The organism is Streptomyces sp. SS8, from assembly GCF_054072955.1.
The window spans coordinates 25,546-45,113 of record NZ_JBSVCZ010000032.1 but is presented as its reverse complement, the minus strand read 5'-3'; the positions used below and the strand labels follow the sequence as shown (position 1 = coordinate 45,113).

Genomic DNA, 19,568 nt, shown 5'->3' with positions numbered 1-19,568 from the left:
CCCCCGCTTCCCCGAAACCGGGCACGCCCTGTGCCCCGATGACCGCGTCCTGGGCGGCCGGGCTGCACGCGCTGGCCGAACGGCACGGTGTTCCCCCGGCGCATCTGCTCGCGGTGCTGGCCGGGCTCGTTGCCCGGCGCTACGGGTGCGGATGGACGACCGAGACGGAGGACAGGGTCTGGTCGCCGAGCGGCTGGGACCCGCATGCGGCACTGCTCGGACTCGCCCGCGACCCGGAACCCGGTGCGCAGGCCGGCCCCGTCAGGGTCCGGGTGACATCCGCGGATCTGTCGCCCGCGGGTGCGCAACTGCACTGCCGGGTCACCCCCGGCTCCGTGACGTTCGCGCCCATCGACGCCACCGTCGACCGTGCCCGGCTGGCCGGACTCCTGGCACACGTGGGCCAGGCGCTCGGCGCCCTCGAAGCCCGACCCGACGCGAGCGTGGAGTCGGTCGACATCCTGACCCGCGAGGAAGTCGTCTTTCTCGAGGGTCATCAGGGTCGTGCGGCCACTTACCCCGACACCACCCTCCACCGGCTCTTCCTGGAAACCGCCGAGCGCCGCCCCGGGGGGATCGCCCTCGTCGACGGCGACCGGACCACCACCTACGCGGAGCTGCGGGCCCGGGCGACGGCGGTGGCACGGGGACTTGCCGGTGCGGGCGTCCAGCCCCGGAGCATCGTGGGCCTCGTCGGACCCCGGTCCACCGAGCTCTTCGCCGGCTTGCTCGGGATCCTGATGGCGGGCGGCGCGGTCTGCTACCTCGATCCGGTCTTCCCCGCCGCGTACCGGGAAGCGGTGGCCGACCGGGCCGGGCTCGACACCGCGGTGACGACTCGCGCCGGCCGCGACCAGGTACCGAACGCGATCCGGAGGATCGTCGAGGTGGAGGCCGCGGAAGCCGCTCCGTCCGTGACAGCCGTGGACGACGGCGGTGTCGGTGCGGAGGACCCCGCTTACGTGATCTTCACCTCGGGCACCACCGGTACTCCGCGCGGCGTGGTGAGACCACACCGCATGCACACCTCGCGGATCGCACTGGAACAGTCGCTCTACGCCTTCGGCGACGGCGATCGCCACCTGCTCAAGTCACCGATCAGCTTCCGTGAGTTCCTGTGGCCGCTGGCGAGCGGGGGGACGGCCGTCATCGCCCGGCCAGGCGGTGAGAAGGACGATCGCTACCTGCTTGAACTCCTCGCCCGGGAACGGGTGAACGTGGTCAGCTTCGTGCCGTCGATGCTCCGCATCCTCAGCTCTTCGCCCGAGTTCTCACGGCTCGGGGAACTGCGCCACGTCTTTGTCGGCGGCGAGGCACTGGACACCGCGCTCGAGGCGCGGATACGCGAGGCGGGGCCGCAGGTGCACAACACCTACACACTCACCGAGTACGACTACGCCACCCACCGCAGTGGGCCCCGTGACGGTGACGTCTGCTCGATCGGCGTTCCGCTGGACACGACCATCCGCCTGCTCGACCCCGACGGCCGCAGGGTCCCGCCCGGATGCTGGGCCGAGGTGTACGCCGGCGGCCCCGGACTGGCCACCGGATACCTGGGCGATCCTGCCGCGACGGAGCTGCGCTTCGTCGAGGTCGACGGCCGGCGCATGTTCCGCACGGGTGATCTCGCCCGTTTCCTGCCCGACGGCCACCTCGAGTACGGCGGCCGGCGCGACCTCCAGGTCAAGATCCGCGGCCTGCGCGTGGACCCCGGTGAGGTCGAGTCCGTCCTGAAGGCCCTCCCCGGCGTGAGGCAGGCCGCGGTCGTGGGCCAGCCGGACAAGGACCAGGGGGCTCAGCTCGTCGCCTTCGTCCAGCCGGACGACGGCGCGGGCACCACGGTCACGGAACTGCGCGCGGAGCTGGCCGAACGGCTCCCGGCCCACTGCGTGCCGCGACTGATCGTGTTCGTCCGGCATCTGCCCCTGCTGCTGAGCGGCAAGATCGACCGGTCGGCCCTGAAACCCCCGTCGGGCGGCACGTTCGAGGGGGCCTCACCGGTGGACGAGGTGGAGGCCGGGCTCGTCTCTCTCTGGAGCTCCGTACTGGGGGTCGAACAGGTCGGTACGGATCTGCCCTTCACGGAGGCCGGCGGTGACTCACTCCGCGTCCTGGTGCTGCGAGCGGCGATCGAGGACGCGTTCGGCATCGTCGTGCCGCTGGGCGACCTGATGGGGCGGGCCACCGTCCAGGAGCAGGCCGACATGGTGCGCGCCGCGCGGGCCGTGCCGGGCCCTGACCGCGCCGCGCACGGCGACGAGGGTGCCTCCGGCCTTGGCGCCGAAGCGGAACGGCGCCGTGCGGCGCGCGAGGAGGCCCGGCTCCGTCGTCGCGCCGCGCGGGGGAGGAGCAGGCGTGACTGAGATCGCGGTCATCGGGCTCGCGTTCGCCTTCCCGGGCGCTTCGGACGAGGACGCTCTGGATGCGCTCCTCCTTTCGGGGAGCGACGCCGTCGAGCGGAAGCCGTCGGCGCCGGTGCGGGCGCTTCCGGCAGGAGCGGTCTGGGTGAACGCCTCCGCCACGCCGGCCGAGCCGTTCGACTTCGATCCCGGCCTCTACGGGATGTCCCCCCGCGAGGCGCTGCTGACCGACCCCCAGCACCGGATCTTCCTGGACCTGGCGCGTCGGGCGATGGAAGGCGCCGGTGTCCGCAGCGGGCCGCACACGGAGATCGGGGTCTACGCGGGATGCGGGACGAACCGGCACGAGCGGCTGCTGGAGCAGAACGGGATCACCGAGGCAACCGACGGGAACCTGCTGGAGACCGGTAACCACAAGGACTACTTCGCCGCCAAGGTCAGTTACCGGCTGGACTGCCGTGGTCCCAGCATGACGGTGCAGTCCGCCTGCTCGACCGGGCTGCTGGCGGTCCATCTGGCCGCGCAGGCACTGGAGTCCTACGAGTGCGAGGTGGCTCTGGCCGGTGCGGCCGCGATCCGGGTCCCCCTGGAAAGCGGCTACCCCGTCCACCCGGGAGGCATCGGTTCCCCCAGCGGCGCCTGCCGGCCGTTCTCCGCCCACGCCGACGGCACCGTGCCCGGCGACGGAGCCGGCGTGGTGGTGCTCGCGCGGCTGGAGGACGCGCGGGACCGCGGCTGGCCGGTCCGCGCCGTGATCAGTGGCACGGCGGTCAACAACGACGGCCGCAAGGAGGCGTTCTCCTCCGTCAGCAGCAGCCGTCAGCAGGCCCTGGTCCGCGAGGTGCTCGAGATCGCCGAACTCCGGGCCGAGGACATCGGTTACGTGGAGGCCCACGGCACCGCCACCGCGCTGGGCGACGCCGTGGAATGGGACGCGTTGACCCGTGTCCTGCCCCGTTCCGGGGTCGGCTCCGTCAAGTCCCAGATGGGGCACCTGCGTGAGGCGGCCGGTATCGCGGGCCTGATCAAGGCCGTCCTCTCCGTCGAACGAGGTGTCCAGTACCCCAGCCTGCACCAGGGAGCGGCAGCCGAGTACGTGACGGACCGCGGGCCTTTCCTGGTCACCTCGCCGAAGGCGTGGGAAGACGAGCCGCGGCGTGCGGTGGTCAACTCCTTCGGTCTGGGGGGCACCAACGTGAGCGTGGTGCTCGAGCAGCCTCCGGGAACTCCAAAGGCCCCGGAGAAACCGGCCGCAAAGGGCCCCTATGTCCTGCCCGTCTCCGCAGCCGGTTCCGAGACGTGTTCCGAGACCGCCGGTGCGATCGCGGACGCGGTGGCCACCGGTGAGCACCTCGCCGGAGTCGCCCGGACGCTGTGCACCGGCCGTGAGGCCCGCCGTTGGCGACGGGCCGTGGTCGCCGCCACATCCGGCGAGGCGGTACGCGCTCTGCGGAACGCCACACCCCGCCGGGCCCGGCGGGGCCCCCGCGTCGGATTGGTCTTCTCGGGCATAGGCGACCACTACCCGGGCATGGGCCACGGTCTGCGGGACCGGGTGCCGGGGTTCGGGGACCATCATGACCGGGCGGTCGCGCGCGCGCAGGAACTGACCGACGCAGACCTCTCCGTACTGCTCGCCCCCGCACGCCGCCGGCCCGAACCGGGAAGCGGGATCGACCTGCGGGCCATGCTGCGCCGGGACGGCGCCGCGGGCACCTTCGGCGGGCCGGTCGCCGCGCACGCCGCACTCTTCACGCTGCAGATGTCGCTGTTCCACTCCCTCAGGGACGCGGGACTGCGGCCGGCCGCGGTCTTCGGCCACAGTCTGGGCCAGGTCGCCGCCGCCTACGCCGCCGGCGCCGTCGGCGAGGACGACGCCTACCGCATCGTGCTGGAGAGGGCCGCTCTGCTCTCCCGCGCACCGGAAGGCGCCATGCTGGGAGTCCTGGCGGCGGCCCGGGACCTGCCCGAACTCCCGCCCGCCGTGCACGTGGCCATCCGTACGTCGCCGCACTCGTGCGTGGTGGCCGGGGAGCCGGCCGGTATCGACCTGTTCCGGAAGACGCTGGACGACCGGCGGATCGGCCACCGGACTGTGGCCGACGGCCTGGCCCTGCACACGCCCGTCATGGACTCCCTCCGCCCGGCGGTGGAAGATCTGGCCAAAGGCGCCGTACGGCCGCCGGAGCGACCCATCGTCGTCGACACCACGGGCACCTGGGACACCGGGCAGATGGCCACGCCGGGGTACTGGGCGGACCAGTTGTCCAGGACGCTCCAGGTCGGGGACGGCATCCGCACACTGGCCGAACGCTGCGACATCCTGGTGGAGGTGGGCCCGGGACAGCTGCGGACCATCGCCCGGCAGTCCGGACTCGACCCCGCCGTCGCGGTCGCGACGGTGCGCCGGGACTTCGAGGACCGCGACGATGTCGCGGTCTACCTCACAGCTCTGGCCCGCTGCTGGGAGGCGGGCGCGCCACTCGACTGGGAAGCCGTGTGCGACCTGGGAGCCCGGCCCGTGGCACTGCCGCCCACCGCCTCACGCCCGCAGCGCATCATCGTCTCGGAGGACGCGATAGCGCCGCCCGAGGTGCGTGTCCCCCCGGTTCAGGCCGGTCGGTCGGACGACCCTGCCGCGGACCGCGCCGCCGCGGGCAGCGCACCGCTTGACACCGCTACCGCCACCGCCGGGCACGTCGGCGCGGTGGTGCGAGAGGCGTGGGCGGCGATCCTGGGCGTCGAACCCGCCGATGACGACCATTTCTTCGACCTCGGAGGCGACTCCCTGATGGGTCTTCGGCTGATCTCCGGGCTCACGGAATCCCTCGGCCGCCGTGTTCCGCCCGCAGTCGTCTTCCACCGGGCACGGCTGGACGACATGGTGGCCTCGATCGAGCAGTGGATGCGCACGGGCGAAGAGCCGCGGAAGCCGTGCGAAGGACCGGAGGAGGCCGTATGACCTCGTGGACGAACCAGCCCGTGGGCGTCGTCGGCGCCGGCACCATCGGAGTGAGCGTGGCCCACGCCCTTGCCCGCTCCGGCGTCCCGGCCGTCGTCCACGACATCGACTCCGCGGCCCTGGACCGGGCGCCGGCCGGGATCGAGGCCCTCGAACGGCTGGCGACCCTCCGCCGCGGCAGGCGTGCCCTGGCCGAGGTCTCGGTGACCCGGGACCTTTCGGACCTGGCCGGGACATCGCTGGTCGTGGAGAACGTCGTGGAGGACCCCGCCACGAAGATCGAGGTGCACACCGAACTCGGCCGGGTGCTCCCTCCGTCGACGGTGGTGGCCGTCAACACCTCCGCCGTGCCCATCGAGACGCTCGGCAAGGCACTGGGCGACCCGCGCCGGGCCGTCGGCGTTCACTTCATGAACCCGGTGGCTCTCATCGACACCGTCGAGGTGGTCGGCACGCCCTCCAGCGGAGCCGGGGAACTCGCAGTGGTGATGGATCTGCTACGGCACATGGGCAAGAAGCCGGTCGTGGTCGCCGACCACGCCGGTTTCGTCATCAACCGCAGTCTGATGCTCTTCGTCAACGAGGCCATCGCGACACTGGACGACGGGGTCGCGGACGCGCGGAAGGTCGACCAGTTGTTCCGGGGCTGCCTGGGCCACCGGTCCGGCCCCCTGCAGACCGCCGACCTGATCGGTCTCGACACCGTGCGCGACACCCTGCTGGTGCTGTGCGAGCACTACGGGGACAGGTTCGCCCCCGCACCGCTGCTGGAGCGCCTGGTCGCGCAGGGCCGTCTCGGACGCAAGAGCGGCGCCGGATTCTACGACTACACCACGCCAGGAGGCAGCCATGCGTGACGCCGTCGCGCACCCCGACGTCCGTGCCGATGTGCTCGGCTTCCTCAGCAGGTACGTCGAGTCCGTCCACGACATCGCGCATGACGAACCCCTCATCAGCAGCGGGATGTTCGACTCGATGGTCGCCGTGCAGCTCATAGACATGATCCAGCGCGAGTACGGCGTCGAGGTGGGGGACGAGGACCTCGACATCGCGAACTTCGACACGCTGGACGGCATCCAGCACTTCGTCGAGCGCAAGCTGGGGACGCGGCTGCCATGACGGAAGACCGGCTCGGAGCGTTCTCCAGGCTGCTGCGCGACCACGCGGACGACCTCGCGGTCTGGGACTCCGCGGAAGGCGTGCCGCGCCGTTTCGTCGACGCCCTCGCCTCGACGGGGGTGCTGGGCGCCATGCTTCCGCGGGAAGCGGGCGGAACCTCGTGGACCGTTCCCGAGTACGCCGAGGCATGCCGTGAACTGGCCGGTCACTCCCCCTCGGCGCAGACCCTGCTGACCGCTCACGCCATGGTCTGCCGAGCCGTGGAACGGTGGGGCTCCGCGCCCCTGCGCGAACATCTGGGCCCGCTGGCCAGGGGAGAGGCCCTCGGCGCGTTCGCGCTCACCGACGAGGCGGCCGGCAGCGACGCCCGCGCGCTCGGCGCCTCAGCCGTGGAGGAAGCGGGCGGCTGGCGTCTGGACGGGACCAAGCGGTGGGTGTGCTTCGGCCGGTACGCCTCCCTCCTGCTCGTCTTCGCCAGGGCCGAACGAGGCGACGTCGCCTTCGCGGTGCTCGCCTCCGACCCCGGGGTGCGCATCGAGCGGGAGGAACCCATGCGCGGCCTCGCCACGTCGCACCTGGCGAAAGTACATCTGGACGGGGCACTCGTTCCCGCCGACCGGATGGTCGCACGGCCGGGCTTCGCCGTCGCCCAGGTGGCGACCCGGGTACTGCGTCTGGGACGACTGTGCGTGGCCGCCGGCGCGCTGGGGCTGGCCGAGTCGTGCTGCGACGCCCTGATGGCCCACGCCACGGCCCGACGGCAGTTCGGCAAGCCGCTGAGCGATCTCGGCGCTGTCCGGTCCATGACCGCGGACGCGGCGCTCGCCACGGTGGCGGCCCGGCACTGCGTGAGGGACGCGGCCGAGGCGCTGGAGCGCGACGACCCCGACATCGAGCGTCTGGTGATCGCCGCGAAGCTCACCGCGACAGCGGCGGCCACCAAGGCCGCACGGGCGGCGGCGCAGGTCCACGGCGCCCGCGGCCTGCTGGCCGGCACCGTCGTCGACCGCCGCGTCCAGGACGCGCGCGCCATGGAGATCATCGAGGGCAACACCGAGCTCCTGACGGACGCCTTCATGACACAGAGCCTCGCCGAGTGGCGGCAGCGCCGTCACGACCGGGCCGCGGCCCGAAGAGACGGCGGGAGCCGGTCGGGAGGGACGGCATGAGCCGGTCACGAACCACCCCCCAGGTGAAAGTGGTCGTGTGGGACCTCGACAACACCCTCTGGGACGGCGCGCTGGTCGAGGGCTCGGACGGAACGCCGCGCCCCTCGGCGGTACGGGTGATCCACGACCTAGACCGGCGCGGGGTGCTCCAGTCGGTGGCGAGCAAGAACGACGAGGCCGTGGCCATGCCCGTCCTGGAGGCCGCGGGGCTCGCCGGTTTCTTCCTCTGTCCCGAGATCTCGTGGAGCCCGAAGTCCGATGCGATGGAACGTATCGCCGCCTCCCTGAACGTTGCGACCGACACCATGCTGTTCGTCGACGACGATCCCTTCGAGCGGGCCGAGGTGGCCTCCAGGCACCCCGAGGTGCGGTGCCTGGACAGCCGCGACGTCGGCACCCTGCTCACCCGGGACGACATCCCCGCGGCGGACTCCCTTCCGGCCGGATCCGCCTCACGCCGCGAGCTCTACCGGCGCGAGGAGCGGCGCCGGGCACGGGAGTCGTCCTTCGCCGGCACCAAGAGCGAGTTCCTCGCCTCGCTGAACCTGCGACTGGCCATCCGGGACGCGCGTCCCGCAGACCTCGCCCGGGCGGCGGAACTCACCGCACGCACCAACCAGCTCAACACCACGGGCATCGCCTTCAGCCGGGAGGAACTCGGTGCGCTCGCCGCGGACCCCGGACACTTGGTGCTCGTTCTCGACCTCGTGGACGACTTCGGCGACTACGGCACGATCGGTGTGGTGGTCGTACGCGTCACCGACCGGGAGATGCGGCTGCGCCTGTTCCTGCTGTCCTGCCGTGTGATGGGCCGCAACCTCGTGCCCGCGATCGTCGCCGAACTGGCGGAAACCGCCTCTCGCCGGGGAGTACCGCTCACCGCGGACTTCGTCGGCACCGAAGTCAACCGTCCCATGTACGTCACCTACCGATTCGCGGGATTCCGTGAGCACGACGAGCGGAACGGTGTCAGAAATCTGGTCCTGGCCACCCCGCCGTCCACGGCGGCGACGGCACACGTCCGGATCACCGAGCGCCCGGTTCCGCCCGGCACGATGAAAGGCAGTCGCCAGTGAAGGCATTCACCGACCGCTGGATCGAGAACTTCTCCAGCAAGTACGATGACGAGACGCTGGGGGAGATCACCTGGGTCACGGGCGCGGTGAGCCCGCCCGTCGCCGAACTGGTCACCTCGCTCACGATCGAGCCCGGATCACGCGTGGTCGACCTGGGGTGCGGCGCCGGAGTGCAGTCGGTCTTCTTCGCTCAGCACGGTTACCGCGTCACCGGTGTGGACAACTCACCACGGGCCCTGCACGCTGCCCGGACCCTGGCGGGCTTCTACGGAATACATGTCGACTGGGTCGAGGCCGACATCCTGGAGAGCGGTCTGCCGGACGGCGAGGCGGACTTCGTGCACGACTCGTTCATCTTCCACAACATCCGCCCCGAGGCCCGTGCCGCGTACGCGGCGGAGGCGGCGCGTGTGCTCAGGCCCGGAGGCCGGATGGCCATCGTCGGTTTCTCGGACCGCATGGTGCCCGGCACCGGACCGATCCGGCTGACCTCCGACGACATCCTGTCGACCTTCATGCCGCTGTTCGCCGTCGACGAGCTGCGCCGTTTCCGGAACTTCCCCACGGCGGAAAAACCCGACCAGTGGCACTGGTTCGCTCTGCTGACCCGGCGGTGAGGACGATGACGAACACGATGGCACAACGAAGGTTCGAAGGCGCACGTGTCGTGGTCACCGGCGGCGGCCGGGGCATCGGCCGCGAGGTGGCACTGGCCTTCGCCCGTGAGGGTGCCGGGTCCGTGGCGGTCGCGGCGCGCACTTCCGCACAGATCGACGCGGTGCGCGGGGAACTCCGGTCCCTCGGCGCCGACGCCCACGCGTACACGCTCGACGTCGGTGACGAGGACGCCTCGCGGGCGGTGGTCGACGAGCTGCTCGCCGACCTGGGCGGCGTCGACATCCTCGTCAACGCCGCGGGAGTCTTCGACCTCGGTGAGACGACCGGATTCGACGCCCAGCGGACACGCCGGCTCTTGGACACCAACGCGGTGGGCACGATGACGATGTCGCGTCTCGTCGCGCCGTCTATGATCGCCGAGGGACGAGGGAAGATCGTCAACTTCACCTCACTGCTGTCCCATACGGCTTTTCCCGGCCGTGCGGCCTACTCCGCGAGCAAGGCCGCGGTCCTGGGACTCACCCGCTCCCTGGCGCTCGAATGGGCCGGCCACGGAATCAACGTCAACGCCGTGACACCCGGGATGATCCAGATCGAGACCCCTCACCCGGCGATCGAGAGCGGCCAGCTCGCGCACGACGACATCGTGGGGCGGATCCCCGCGGGACGGCGGGGCAGCCCCCAGGACGTCGTCGGCGCCGTACTCTTCCTGGCCGGGCCCGACAGCGACTACGTGCACGGTCATGCGCTGGTGGTCGACGGAGGCTGGCTGGTGAACGGATACGTGTCATGAGCCGCCCACGACGGCACGGCCTGCTCGGGTGCGGGCGGGTGGCCGACAACCACGCCGACGCGGTGCGGGCGCTCGGGCCCGGCTGGGAACTCGCGGTCGCCTGCGACCTCCGGGCGGGGCCGGCCGCAGCCCTGGCCGCGCGGCACGGCGTCGCCGAGGTGGAGTCGTCGGCGGAAGCTCTGCTCCGGCGTCCCGACCTGACCTCGGTGTCCGTCCTCACCGAGCACGCCACCCACCCTCGCTGGGTGGAGGCGGCCCTGCGCGCGGGGAAGCACGTGCTCGTGGAGAAACCCCTGGCGTTCACGGCCGATGAGGCCCGGAGCCTGGTGAAGCTGGCCGCGGAGTCGAACCTCGTGCTGGCGACCGTGTCCCAGCATCTGTACGACCCGGTGGTACGGCTCGTACGCGAGTGGCTGGGCGAAGGCCTGCTGGGCGAACTCGTGTTGGTGCGCGGTTCCCTGGAGGCCTCACGCCCGGCCGAGTACTACACCTCCAGTTACTGGCACGGCACCTGGTCCCTGGAGGGCGGGTCGGCTCTGATCAACCAGGGCTACCACTGCCTCGACGTCGTACGCAGCCTGGTCGGCCCGCTGAGTGTGGACTCCGCCCGTGCCGTGGTGCCGAGGACGGGGGAAGTGCAGGAGACCGAGTCGACCATCGCTGCGCTGCTCAGCGCGGACGGGCTGCCCGTCGTCTTCTCGGCCACCACGGGCAGTTCCACCCGGTGGCGTACACGCATCGAACTGGTGGGCTCGCGGGGAACGGTCGAGTTCGACGTCGACCACCCCGCTCGGCTGCACCGTGTTTCCGGTGGTGCCGCGCTGACCGCGGCGGCTGCGGCGGCCGATCTGGAGGAGGCCGCGGCACCCACGCCCGGCATCGATTACTACGGCATCTCACACCGGCGGCAGGTGGCCGACTTCGCGGCGGCGGTGGAGCAGGGACGCCCACTCATAGCCCCGCCGGAGGACGGGGTGGAGATGGCGGCTCTGCTGGACGGCGTCTACCGCGCTGCCTCGCTCCCTCGTCCCGGTACCGATGGGTGAGGTCGTCGCGGCAGCGGGGATGCCGCACACACCCGTGTTCCCCCGGGTCGCCATGGACGACCCGGGGGGACCCGTGGCGAAGCGGTACGCGGTGCTCCGCGACATCGTCGAGGGCGCACGGCCAGACGCACTGCTCATCGTGAGCGGGGACCACTTCACCACCTACGGACTCGACGCCGTCCCCACCCTCGCCGTGCACGTCGGAGACATGACGGGACCGGCCGACCCGGTGCCAGGCCTGCCCCCGCGCCCGATGCCCGGCGCGTGCGCTCTCGCGCGGCACGTGCACCGGCACCTGCTGTCCCGGGACTTCGATCCGGCGGTGAGCATCGGCGCGTCCGTCGACCACGGGGTCGTCGTGCCCTGGTGGTTCCTCGATCCCGCAGGCCGCGTTCCAGTGGTCGCGGTTCACGTCAACACCCTGCTCGCGCCACTTCCGTCACCAGGCCGGTGCCTGCGCCTGGGACAGGAACTGCGGGCCGCCGTCCGGACCTCCGACGTGGGGCGCGTCGCAGTGATCGCGAGCGGCAGTTTCTCCCTCGAAGTGGGCGGGCCCGCCCTCGGACACGATCGTATGTGGGCCGTGCCCGATCCCGGGTGGGCGGCCGTGGTGGTGGACCACCTGACAGCGGCGGCGACCGACGAACTGGCCGCCGCCATCACCCCCGACGTGTTGGCCGGGGCGGGTACGGTGGCCGGTGAGATCCTGGCCTGGCTGGTCGTGCGGGGGGCCACCGACCATCTGCGACTGGCGTCCATGTCGTACAGACCAGGGGAGGGGCATGCCTTCGCCGGATGGCACAACTGACATCGACACCGTTGCCCGGGCGGCCGAACTCAACCGCCTCTGCCGGCGCCTGGGGACCGACCCGGACTTCGCGCGGAGACTGCGGACCGACCCGGCCGCGGCGCTGGCCGGCATCCCGCTTCCCTCTGATCACCGCCGGGCCCTGCTGGCCGGAGACGTGCGCAGGCTCTACGGGATCGGCGTCCACCCCGTCCTCCTGGTCCGGCTTGCCACGGCCCGGGTGTTCGGAATCGACGAGGAGAACTACCCGCGGCTCATCCGGGGAGCCGTCCGGCCTTACCGGGAGGACGGGGGGGAGGCCTGAAGCGGGAGCCGCCGCGCCGTCGTCCGAAGCCGCCGGTCCGGTGGGGGAGCCCGCCACACGCAGACGGCCCCCGGTCGCCGTGGCGGGCCGGGCGGACGCGGACCGGCCAGGGGGCCGGAGAAGGGCTCCAGGCCCTTCCGGGTCCGCGGCGCCCGTTCCGGTCCGCCGGGCAGGGAATCACCAGACCGGAACCCGCCATTCGGGATGCGACGGCCTTCCGTCGCCCGTACCGCCCCTCCCGCGCACCGTGTCGTGGTAGAGCTCGGCCACCCGGGTCGTGACGGGGCCTGCCGTCCCGTCTCCCACCGGTCGTCCGTCCACTTCGACGATGGGCAGCACTTCCGCCGCCGTGCCGAGGAACAGTACCTCCTCGGCCTGCAGCAGCTCGGCGCGGCCGATCGCCCGGACCTCGCTCGGCATCCCCGACTCCCGGCACAGCTGGAGGACCGTTGCGCGGGTGATCCCGTCGAGTACTCCCGAAGCGAGGGAGGGCGTGATGAGGACACCGTCGCGTACGATCGCCAGGTTCGCCCCCGAACTCTCCGTCAGGTGCCCCTCCTGGTTGACGAAGATCGGCCAGTCCGCCCCCCGCGCCCTCGCCTCGTTGGTGCCGAGCCGTCCGTTGTGGTAGTTCGAGAAGGCCTTGAGCTGAGGGGGCATCGAGTTGGCCCCGAAACGCGTCCAGGAGGACACCGCGGCCTTCGCCGTGACGTCGATGCCCAGTTTGGAACGGAAGGGCCAGACGTCGATGACGATCTCCACCTCGGTACCGGCGGGCACCATCTGCTCGCGGTGCACTCCGGCGGCGAAGCACCACGGCCTGATGTATGTGTCCTCATGGCGTTCGTTGCGGCGGCAGAGCTCGACGACGGCCTCGGCCAGCTCCTCGAGCGACCACGGTGACACCATGTCCGCCCAGGAGATCGAGTTGAGCATCCGCCGCAGGTGGTCGTGCAGCCGGAACACCGCGAGGCCGCCGTCCGACCCGCGATAGGCGTGGATGCCCTCGAAGGAGGCGGACACCGAGGCGTGACCGACCGAGCTGACGTGCACCGTCGCCTGATCCCAGGGAACGATCTCGCCGCTGCGCCACACCGGGTGGCTCGGCGGCATGTCCGGCGGGACGGGAGAACCGGGGCTCATCACGAGGCCGACGGCGCGCGGTAGACGGAGATCTGGTTCTCCGACTCGGCGTTGTACGGCTCACATCGCCACCCGCCGTAGCGGTGCTCGAGTTCGAGGCCGGCGAGGTTGGCCATGAGGTCCATCTCGCTGGGATATATGTAGCGGAGGAAGGCCGGGAGCAGCTTGATGCCCTGTTCGCTGATGCGCACATGCTGCTCGAGCACGGTCTGCTGCGCGCGGTCGTGGACGTCGGCCTCGATGGTCACGTGTCCCACCCCCACGTCATAGACGTGGGCTCGCGACCCCCGGTGGAAACGTGTGACGTCGGGGACGAACGCCTCGACGACGAACCGGCCACCGGGCTTCAGGGCCTTCGCCGCGCGGCGGAAGCACGCGATCTGCTCCTCCTGGTTGGCCAGGGCGTAGATCGTGTTGAGCACCAGAACGACGGTCTGGTAGGAGCGCGAGGTCGTGAAGTCGCGCAGGTCGGCCATCTCGACAGGTATGTCCTTGCCGCCGGGCTTCTCACGCAGACGCGCGATCATGGCTTCGGAAATGTCGATGCCATGGACCTCGACGCCCCGCTCGCTGAGCGGCAGTGCTATGCGGCCGGTGCCAATGGCCAGTTCCAGCAGCGGTTCCTCCCCGGCCAGTTCGGCGAGGAAGTCCACGGCTTCCTTCGGATCGGGCCAGGGCTGCTCGTCATAGGCACTCGCCCAACGGGCGCCATAGGTCTGTTCATTCCAGGTCACCCGCGTGATGATAACCGTCAAATACCACTGGCAACATCGCTGTTCAGCGATCAATCCCGAAGATCGTGTGCGAGCCGCGCCGTGTTCCGCGTCATCGCCCCGCCCTGGAGCCGGGACGCCACTCCTCGCGTGGACAGGCCCCGAGCTCACGCTTCAGCCGCTTGGTGACCTCAAGTACCTCCGGTCGTTCGGACGGCCGGGCGCCGGCACCGAGGTAGAGCCGCACCGTCAGGCTGTGCCGAAGAGGCCCGTAGGGTGCGCCGGGGAAGTCCTCCACGGTCCGGGCGTCCCGGATCCCCTCGACCGACAGCGCCACCGACAGCACCTGGGCGGCGTTGATGCCCGAGCCGACCACGAACGTGCGGTCGATCACCCTGGCCCCGCGCGGTCGCCCGGTACGCGGGGGCCACTTCCGTGCGGCCGCGCACACCTGGTCCAAGGCCAGCTCCGCGGAGACCGCCCCCTGCCATCCCGCCCGCCGCCCGCCGGCCGGCGGATGCAGCCGAAGCCGGCCGACCACCTCTCCCTCCGCGCCGAGCAGCGGGGCCTCGGTGGCGCCGCTGGGGACGCTCTCGACGCGCAGGTCAACCCGGAGCGCGTCGGCCGCCGCGTCGACCGCCCGCCGCACCATCGCCAGTGCCGCCGGAACCGACCGGCCGACTCGCCCTCCGAGACGTACGACGATACCGAGATGCAGCCGCTCGGCGGGCGGACCCGCACTCTCGGACGCCGAGAAGACGGTCCCGATCTCGAACGCGCCCCAGGGCTGTCCATCGCCGTGCGCGGGACCCGGCAGCCCCTGCCTCGGAGCCAGCATCCCGGTGACCAGGTCGGTGCGCAGGAACACCCCAGGGGCGCGGACCCGCGGGCCCGCCGGTGGTCCGCCCGGGTGGTGGCCCCTGCCCTCGCCGGGGGCTTCGGATTCTTGAAGACAGGGCGTCCGGACCTCGAACAGGCCGAGCGCGGCGAGAGCGGGCGCCACCCGCCGGACCGCCGGGCGTCTGGGAGGCGAATGGCGGCGGAAAGCCGGCAGGGATCGGGCTCCGCAGTCCCTGGCACCCAGACACCGGGCCAGGTCGGCAACACACTCCACATCCTCCGGGACGCCGCGCCACCAGGGCAGTTCGAGCCGACCTCCGTCGGTCAGCAGGCCGCCCCATGCCCGTGCCACCCGGACCAGCAGGGAGTGGTCGGGCTCCGATCCCCACACGTCCCCCCACTTCTCCCACAGGCCGTTCAGCACCCGGGACGGCCGTTTCGCTCCACGGCCCCACGTCAGGCGGGCCGGCATGAGGTCCTCCGCCGCGGACTCGCCGAGGACGGCGCGGAGCGCCGCCTCCAGACGCCGGGGAACGTGTTCGCCGGCCGCTTCCTCGACGGAAGGGGTCTCAAGGGTCACCTGAAGGTGCTCACGGCCGCCGACGGTAGTCACCGCGATCTCGGCGCCCCAGACCACACGAGCTTCCGCCGGGGTCACGCCCCACCCGGATCCCGGCTTCTCGCGTCGGCCGGTTCCGAGTGGCACACGCGCGGCGACCGCCCCTTCCGGGATGTCGGTCCAGGTACGGGGTTCGGCTCCGGGACCTTCCGAGGGGACGGGAGGCAGGGGCGGCGACGCCTCTGCGGCCGCTGCTTCGACTATGCCGTCCAGTCCCCAGGCGTGGTGGACCATGGCCCACTCCGCTGGAGCCTTCACCCTGATACCTCCGTCAAGGGCGAGTGCCTCCACACCGCGCTCGCGCAGCAGGGAGGTTGTCTCGGCAGCTGAGACCAGGCTGCGGGAGATCCGGGACGGGTACGGGATCAGTGTTGTCCTCACGGTGCCCCCCAACTCTGGATCACAGCGGGTTCCGGGGTCATCAGCAGGCCGATGTCGTCCAGCCCCCAGCGCAGCAGGACCACCCGGTCGAGCGACAGCCCACACGCCACCGCCTGCCCCTCGTCGAGGGGCAGTGCGGACCTGTCGAGGACGGGCGCCGGTAGAACGCTGCCCTGGGCCAGCTCCAGCCAGCGGGATCCGCGGCACAGGGCACACTCGCCATCGGGTGCGCAGCGGCATCCGGCGTGGAGACTCCATCCGCTGAGCCGGCCGCCCCGCATCACCGGGCGGATCTGAATCGGCCAGTCGGTGCCGAGAGCCTCCTGCCCCAGGAGCGTCAACAGGTGCGTGAGATGCGCCGGGCGCACCTCACGTCCCGCCAGTACCGCATCCATCTGGGTGAACTGCCAGGCGCTCCGGGCCGACCGCCGTTCGTGCCGGAAACACGGACCCACCACGAACGCACGCAAATCGTCCGTTTCGGTGTGCGCGATCAGCTGGGCGACACCGGCGGAGGTGTGGCTGCGCAGAAGATGTCCGTCGTCCAGCCAGAAGTTGCGGCGCTCATCACGGACGGCCGCACCCGCCGGCACGCCGAGCCGGTCGAAGTTGAACTCCGCGGACACTACGACAGGAGCGTCGAACTCGTCGAAACCGTAGGACTCGAGCATGGTTCGGAGTTCCGCCGTGACCACGGACACGGGGTGCGTGCCCCCCGTGCCGAGTGGTACCGGACGCAACGTCAGGTCGACGTCCCAGCCATACCCGTCCACTACGTCCTTTGCCTCCATGCTTGAACCACTTCTCGCCGTCGCGGAGCGGACCCGCACCGAACGCCGGACGCCGACGGCCGCACCCGGCGGTCAGGTTACTCCGAGGGTGTGGAGCGGGCGGAAGGCGGTGAAGTCACTTACTGCCGTGGAGGGTGACCGAGCCGCACCGCGGCCCCGGCTGCTCTCCTCGTCGGTCCTCCGGTCTTATGAGGGGCACCGGCGTGTGTATCCGGTCCGAGACCACGCGGGAGGGCTAACAGCGGGCTGCTGGACCCTGCCTCGGCAACATCGCCCACCGTCCGGCCCGCACCGCTCGGGCGCTGTGTCGTTCCGCCTGCCCGCGTCGGTCGGCGGCCGCACCCTGCGGCTGCCGTGCTCGCTGGACGCCAACAGCGTTCTGGAGAAGCCGACGTCGACGACGTGCTCGTCGAGGCCGAGAGCGAGGGAGGCCCGACCGATCCCCCGGCCGGGCGCTGCCTCCGGTGGATGACGTCACCGATGCCGGTCCCTACGCGGTGACCGCCGACAGGTCGGCCGGCCCCGGCGGTGACGGAATGGACCATCCGGTTCTCGTCTGGGGCCCGGGTGCGAGGGCCCGACCCGGCCGACTACGAGTACACGCCGTGCCTGTGGGCCTCACACGGATCCGTTGTCCACAGCGGGGGCTCCTCCAGCAGTGGCGACTACACGGTCGACGCCCTCGACTGGCCGGAGGACCGCAACGCCGCCCGGACACTTCGCTGTACCAGGACCTCGACACCTCCGAGGTGGCCTTCGGCGACCACTCCCGAGGGCCGATCGGGACGTTTCCGGACCGCGTGTCGCCCGGCGGGGCGGGGGAGGTGGCGCCGTCCGCTGTTCCCGCCGAACAGGCCTTCTCCTAGGCTCCGTTGGCATGCATGTAGTCGCGGTCCTCGCGCTCGACGGGGTGTCGGCCTTCGATCTCTCCATCCCCTGCCAGGTGTTCGCCTTCGTGACTCGCCCGGACGGCTCACCGGCCTACGAGGTGCGGGTCTGCGCCGACCGGCCGGTGACCGCGACGGCCGGCCCGTCACAGCCGTTCCGGGTCTCCTCGGCGTACGGCTGGGACGACGCCCGCGCCGCGGACACCGTCATCGTCCCCGGAGTCCCCGCCGACCATGTCCCGCATCCGCGCGTGGTCCGTGTTCTGAGGGAGGCCGCGGCCCGCGGGGCCCGGGTCGCGTCCATCTGTACGGGGGCCTTCGTCCTCGCACACACCGGGCTCCTCGAGGGCCGGCGCGCCACCACGCACTGGAGGTTCGCCGGAGCGCTGGCCGAACGGTACCCGGGGACGGACGTCGACCCGTCCGTGCTCTACGTCGACGAAGGTCAGGTGCTCACCTCCGCCGGGGTCGCCGCCGGCCTTGATCTGTGTCTGCACATGGTCCGCGCCGACCACGGTGCGGCCGCCGCCGCCCATGCCGCGCGGATGCTGGTGATGCCGCCGCAGCGCACCGGCGGCCAGGCGCAGTTCATCGAGTACCGCACGCCCCGGGACGACTCCTCGGACCTCGGCCCCACGCTCCAGTGGATGCGCGGCAAGCTGAGTGAGCCTCTCAGCCTCGCCGACATCGCCGCCCACGCCATGATGAGCCGGCGCAGCCTGGCGCGGCACTTCCGCGCGCAGACGGGCACCACGCCGCTGCGCTGGCTGCTCACCCAACGCGTGCAGCGCGCCCGGGAGTTACTGGAGACGACGTCGTTGCCGCTGACGAGGGTGGCGGAAGCGGCCGGGTTCGGATCCCTGGAGACCCTCCGCCACCACTTCGCCCGCCAGGTCGGCACGACCCCCTCCGCCTACCGGGCGGCCTTCCGCACGTGAGCGGGGCACGCCCCCGGGACGGCGTGGCCGTATCTTGCGTCCCATGGGCACGCACGCCGGTGCCGCCGGCCACCGGCCGCCGGAAGACTGAAGGCGCCTCCGCGCCCCGGATCCGCCCGGGAGCGCGCCGCCCACGTCCTCCCGGAGCCCCTTCATGCCGCCCCCGCCCGAAGCCACCGCGTCACCTCCGCCGTCCGCCTCCCGGCCCGCGCGGCCACTGAGCGTTCACACCGTGCTCTACGACGGCGTCGGGGAGCAGGACCTCGCCGGTCGTGTCGGGGTGTTCGGCATCGTGGGGGAGGAGCGGATCACGCAGTCCTCCGTCACCGCCGACGGTGCCCGCCCGTCCGGAATCCGCCCGGCCTGCCGCACGACCCGAGGGGCCCGCCCATGACCGCGTACGGCATCCTGCTCTTCCCCACCGCCGAGGAACTCGACTTCACCGGCCCCTTCGAAGTCTTCGCCACCTCCGCCGACCTGCGCGACGGCGCCGATACCACCCTGCTCATCGCCGAGCGCGGCGACCCGGTCCGCTGTGCCAACGGCATGCGCGTCCTGCCGGACCACACCCTGGACGACCACCCGCCGCTGGACGTGCTGCTCGTCCCGGGCGGCTTCGGGGCCCGGGAAGTCGAGCCGCACAACGCGCGCGTGACCGACTGGGTCGCCGACCGGGCCGCACGGGCCCACTGGACCGTCGGCGTCTGCACCGGTGCCTTCCTCCTGCACGCCGCCGGACCGGCCCGCGGCCGCCGCGTCGCCACCCACTGGCAGTACGAGGCGGCGCTCGCGGCACGCGGCGACGTCACCGTCGTCCCCGACGCCCGCTATGTCGTCGACGGCCGGCTGCTCACCAGCCAGGGCGTCTCCGCCGGTATCGACGGCGCCCTCTGGCTCGTCGGACACCTGCACGGCCGCGACCACGCGCGTGCGGTACGGCGTGTCCTCCAGTACCAGCCGGCGCCCCCGTACCTCGCGGACGAGCCGCTCGCCCGCTGACG

At 71.8% G+C, this 19,568-nt stretch carries 17 protein-coding genes; 13 read left to right on the top strand and 4 right to left on the bottom strand.

The window, feature by feature from the left end:
* The first annotated feature begins 38 nt into the window (after positions 1-38).
* Genes ACW69E_RS24700 through ACW69E_RS24650 form a run of 11 tightly spaced genes read left to right on the top strand, consistent with a single transcriptional unit; the run spans position 39 to position 12,255 of the window.
* Complete coding sequence (locus ACW69E_RS24700) at positions 39-2,363, top strand: non-ribosomal peptide synthetase (RefSeq protein WP_457500498.1); 2,325 nt, start codon at positions 39-41, stop codon at positions 2,361-2,363.
* Positions 2,356-5,322 (top strand): type I polyketide synthase, encoded by a 2,967-nt coding sequence (locus ACW69E_RS24695; protein ID WP_457500497.1) that lies wholly within the window; start codon positions 2,356-2,358, stop codon positions 5,320-5,322. Before ACW69E_RS24700 ends, ACW69E_RS24695 begins: the two co-directional genes overlap by 8 nt.
* Positions 5,319-6,179: a 3-hydroxyacyl-CoA dehydrogenase family protein gene (locus ACW69E_RS24690; protein WP_457500496.1), complete on the top strand. Its 861-nt coding sequence runs from the start codon at positions 5,319-5,321 to the stop codon at positions 6,177-6,179. The genes ACW69E_RS24695 and ACW69E_RS24690 overlap by 4 nt, the downstream gene beginning before the upstream one ends.
* Complete coding sequence (locus ACW69E_RS24685) at positions 6,172-6,441, top strand: acyl carrier protein (RefSeq protein ID WP_457500495.1); 270 nt, start codon at positions 6,172-6,174, stop codon at positions 6,439-6,441. Before ACW69E_RS24690 ends, ACW69E_RS24685 begins: the two co-directional genes overlap by 8 nt.
* A complete protein-coding gene (locus ACW69E_RS24680; RefSeq protein ID WP_457500494.1) occupies positions 6,438-7,610 on the top strand; it encodes an acyl-CoA dehydrogenase family protein in 1,173 nt (390 codons plus the stop codon). The genes ACW69E_RS24685 and ACW69E_RS24680 overlap by 4 nt, the downstream gene beginning before the upstream one ends.
* On the top strand, positions 7,607-8,686 hold the full coding sequence (locus ACW69E_RS24675; RefSeq protein ID WP_457500493.1) for an HAD-IIIC family phosphatase: 1,080 nt from the start codon (positions 7,607-7,609) through the stop codon (positions 8,684-8,686). Before ACW69E_RS24680 ends, ACW69E_RS24675 begins: the two co-directional genes overlap by 4 nt.
* Positions 8,683-9,303 carry a class I SAM-dependent methyltransferase gene (locus ACW69E_RS24670; protein ID WP_457500492.1) on the top strand — a complete coding sequence of 207 codons (621 nt, stop codon included), beginning with the start codon at positions 8,683-8,685 and terminating at the stop codon, positions 9,301-9,303. The genes ACW69E_RS24675 and ACW69E_RS24670 overlap by 4 nt, the downstream gene beginning before the upstream one ends.
* A 17-nt stretch (positions 9,304-9,320) precedes the next feature.
* Positions 9,321-10,097: an SDR family NAD(P)-dependent oxidoreductase gene (locus tag ACW69E_RS24665; protein ID WP_457500491.1), complete on the top strand. Its 777-nt coding sequence runs from the start codon at positions 9,321-9,323 to the stop codon at positions 10,095-10,097.
* Positions 10,094-11,143: a Gfo/Idh/MocA family protein gene (locus ACW69E_RS24660; RefSeq protein ID WP_457500490.1), complete on the top strand. Its 1,050-nt coding sequence runs from the start codon at positions 10,094-10,096 to the stop codon at positions 11,141-11,143. Before ACW69E_RS24665 ends, ACW69E_RS24660 begins: the two co-directional genes overlap by 4 nt.
* 19 nt (positions 11,144-11,162) lie before the next feature.
* Positions 11,163-11,951: a DODA-type extradiol aromatic ring-opening family dioxygenase gene (locus tag ACW69E_RS24655; protein ID WP_457500489.1), complete on the top strand. Its 789-nt coding sequence runs from the start codon at positions 11,163-11,165 to the stop codon at positions 11,949-11,951.
* Complete coding sequence (locus ACW69E_RS24650) at positions 11,926-12,255, top strand: hypothetical protein (protein WP_457500488.1); 330 nt, start codon at positions 11,926-11,928, stop codon at positions 12,253-12,255. The genes ACW69E_RS24655 and ACW69E_RS24650 overlap by 26 nt, the downstream gene beginning before the upstream one ends.
* Positions 12,256-12,432: 177 nt before the next feature.
* Here ACW69E_RS24650 and ACW69E_RS24645 read toward each other — a convergent pair whose 3' ends face one another.
* The 4 genes from ACW69E_RS24645 to ACW69E_RS24630 all read right to left on the bottom strand — a co-directional run bounded on the left by ACW69E_RS24645 (position 12,433) and on the right by ACW69E_RS24630 (position 16,742).
* The gene (locus ACW69E_RS24645) at positions 12,433-13,368 is read right to left on the bottom strand and encodes an aminotransferase class IV (RefSeq protein ID WP_457500487.1); all 936 of its coding nucleotides are present in this window, start codon (positions 13,366-13,368) and stop codon (positions 12,433-12,435) included.
* Between the two features lie 29 nt (positions 13,369-13,397).
* Complete coding sequence (locus ACW69E_RS24640; RefSeq protein ID WP_457500486.1) at positions 13,398-14,051, bottom strand: class I SAM-dependent DNA methyltransferase; 654 nt, start codon at positions 14,049-14,051, stop codon at positions 13,398-13,400.
* Between the two features lie 172 nt (positions 14,052-14,223).
* Entirely contained in the window at positions 14,224-15,609 is a 1,386-nt protein-coding gene (locus ACW69E_RS24635; RefSeq protein WP_457500485.1) for a hypothetical protein, read from the bottom strand.
* Positions 15,610-15,947: 338 nt separating this feature from the next.
* Positions 15,948-16,742, bottom strand: coding sequence for a tRNA ligase subunit PheS family protein (locus tag ACW69E_RS24630; protein WP_457500484.1), 795 nt, complete (start codon positions 16,740-16,742; stop codon positions 15,948-15,950).
* A gap of 877 nt (positions 16,743-17,619) precedes the next feature.
* Between ACW69E_RS24630 and ACW69E_RS24625 the strand changes: the two genes are divergently transcribed.
* Together ACW69E_RS24625 and ACW69E_RS24620 are read left to right on the top strand one after the other, a co-directional pair.
* Positions 17,620-18,567, top strand: a complete 948-nt coding sequence (locus ACW69E_RS24625) for a GlxA family transcriptional regulator (protein ID WP_457500483.1) — start codon at positions 17,620-17,622, stop codon at positions 18,565-18,567.
* A gap of 390 nt (positions 18,568-18,957) precedes the next feature.
* The gene (locus ACW69E_RS24620; protein WP_457500482.1) at positions 18,958-19,566 is read left to right on the top strand and encodes a DJ-1/PfpI family protein; all 609 of its coding nucleotides are present in this window, start codon (positions 18,958-18,960) and stop codon (positions 19,564-19,566) included.
* The last annotated feature ends 2 nt before the right edge of the window (positions 19,567-19,568 follow it).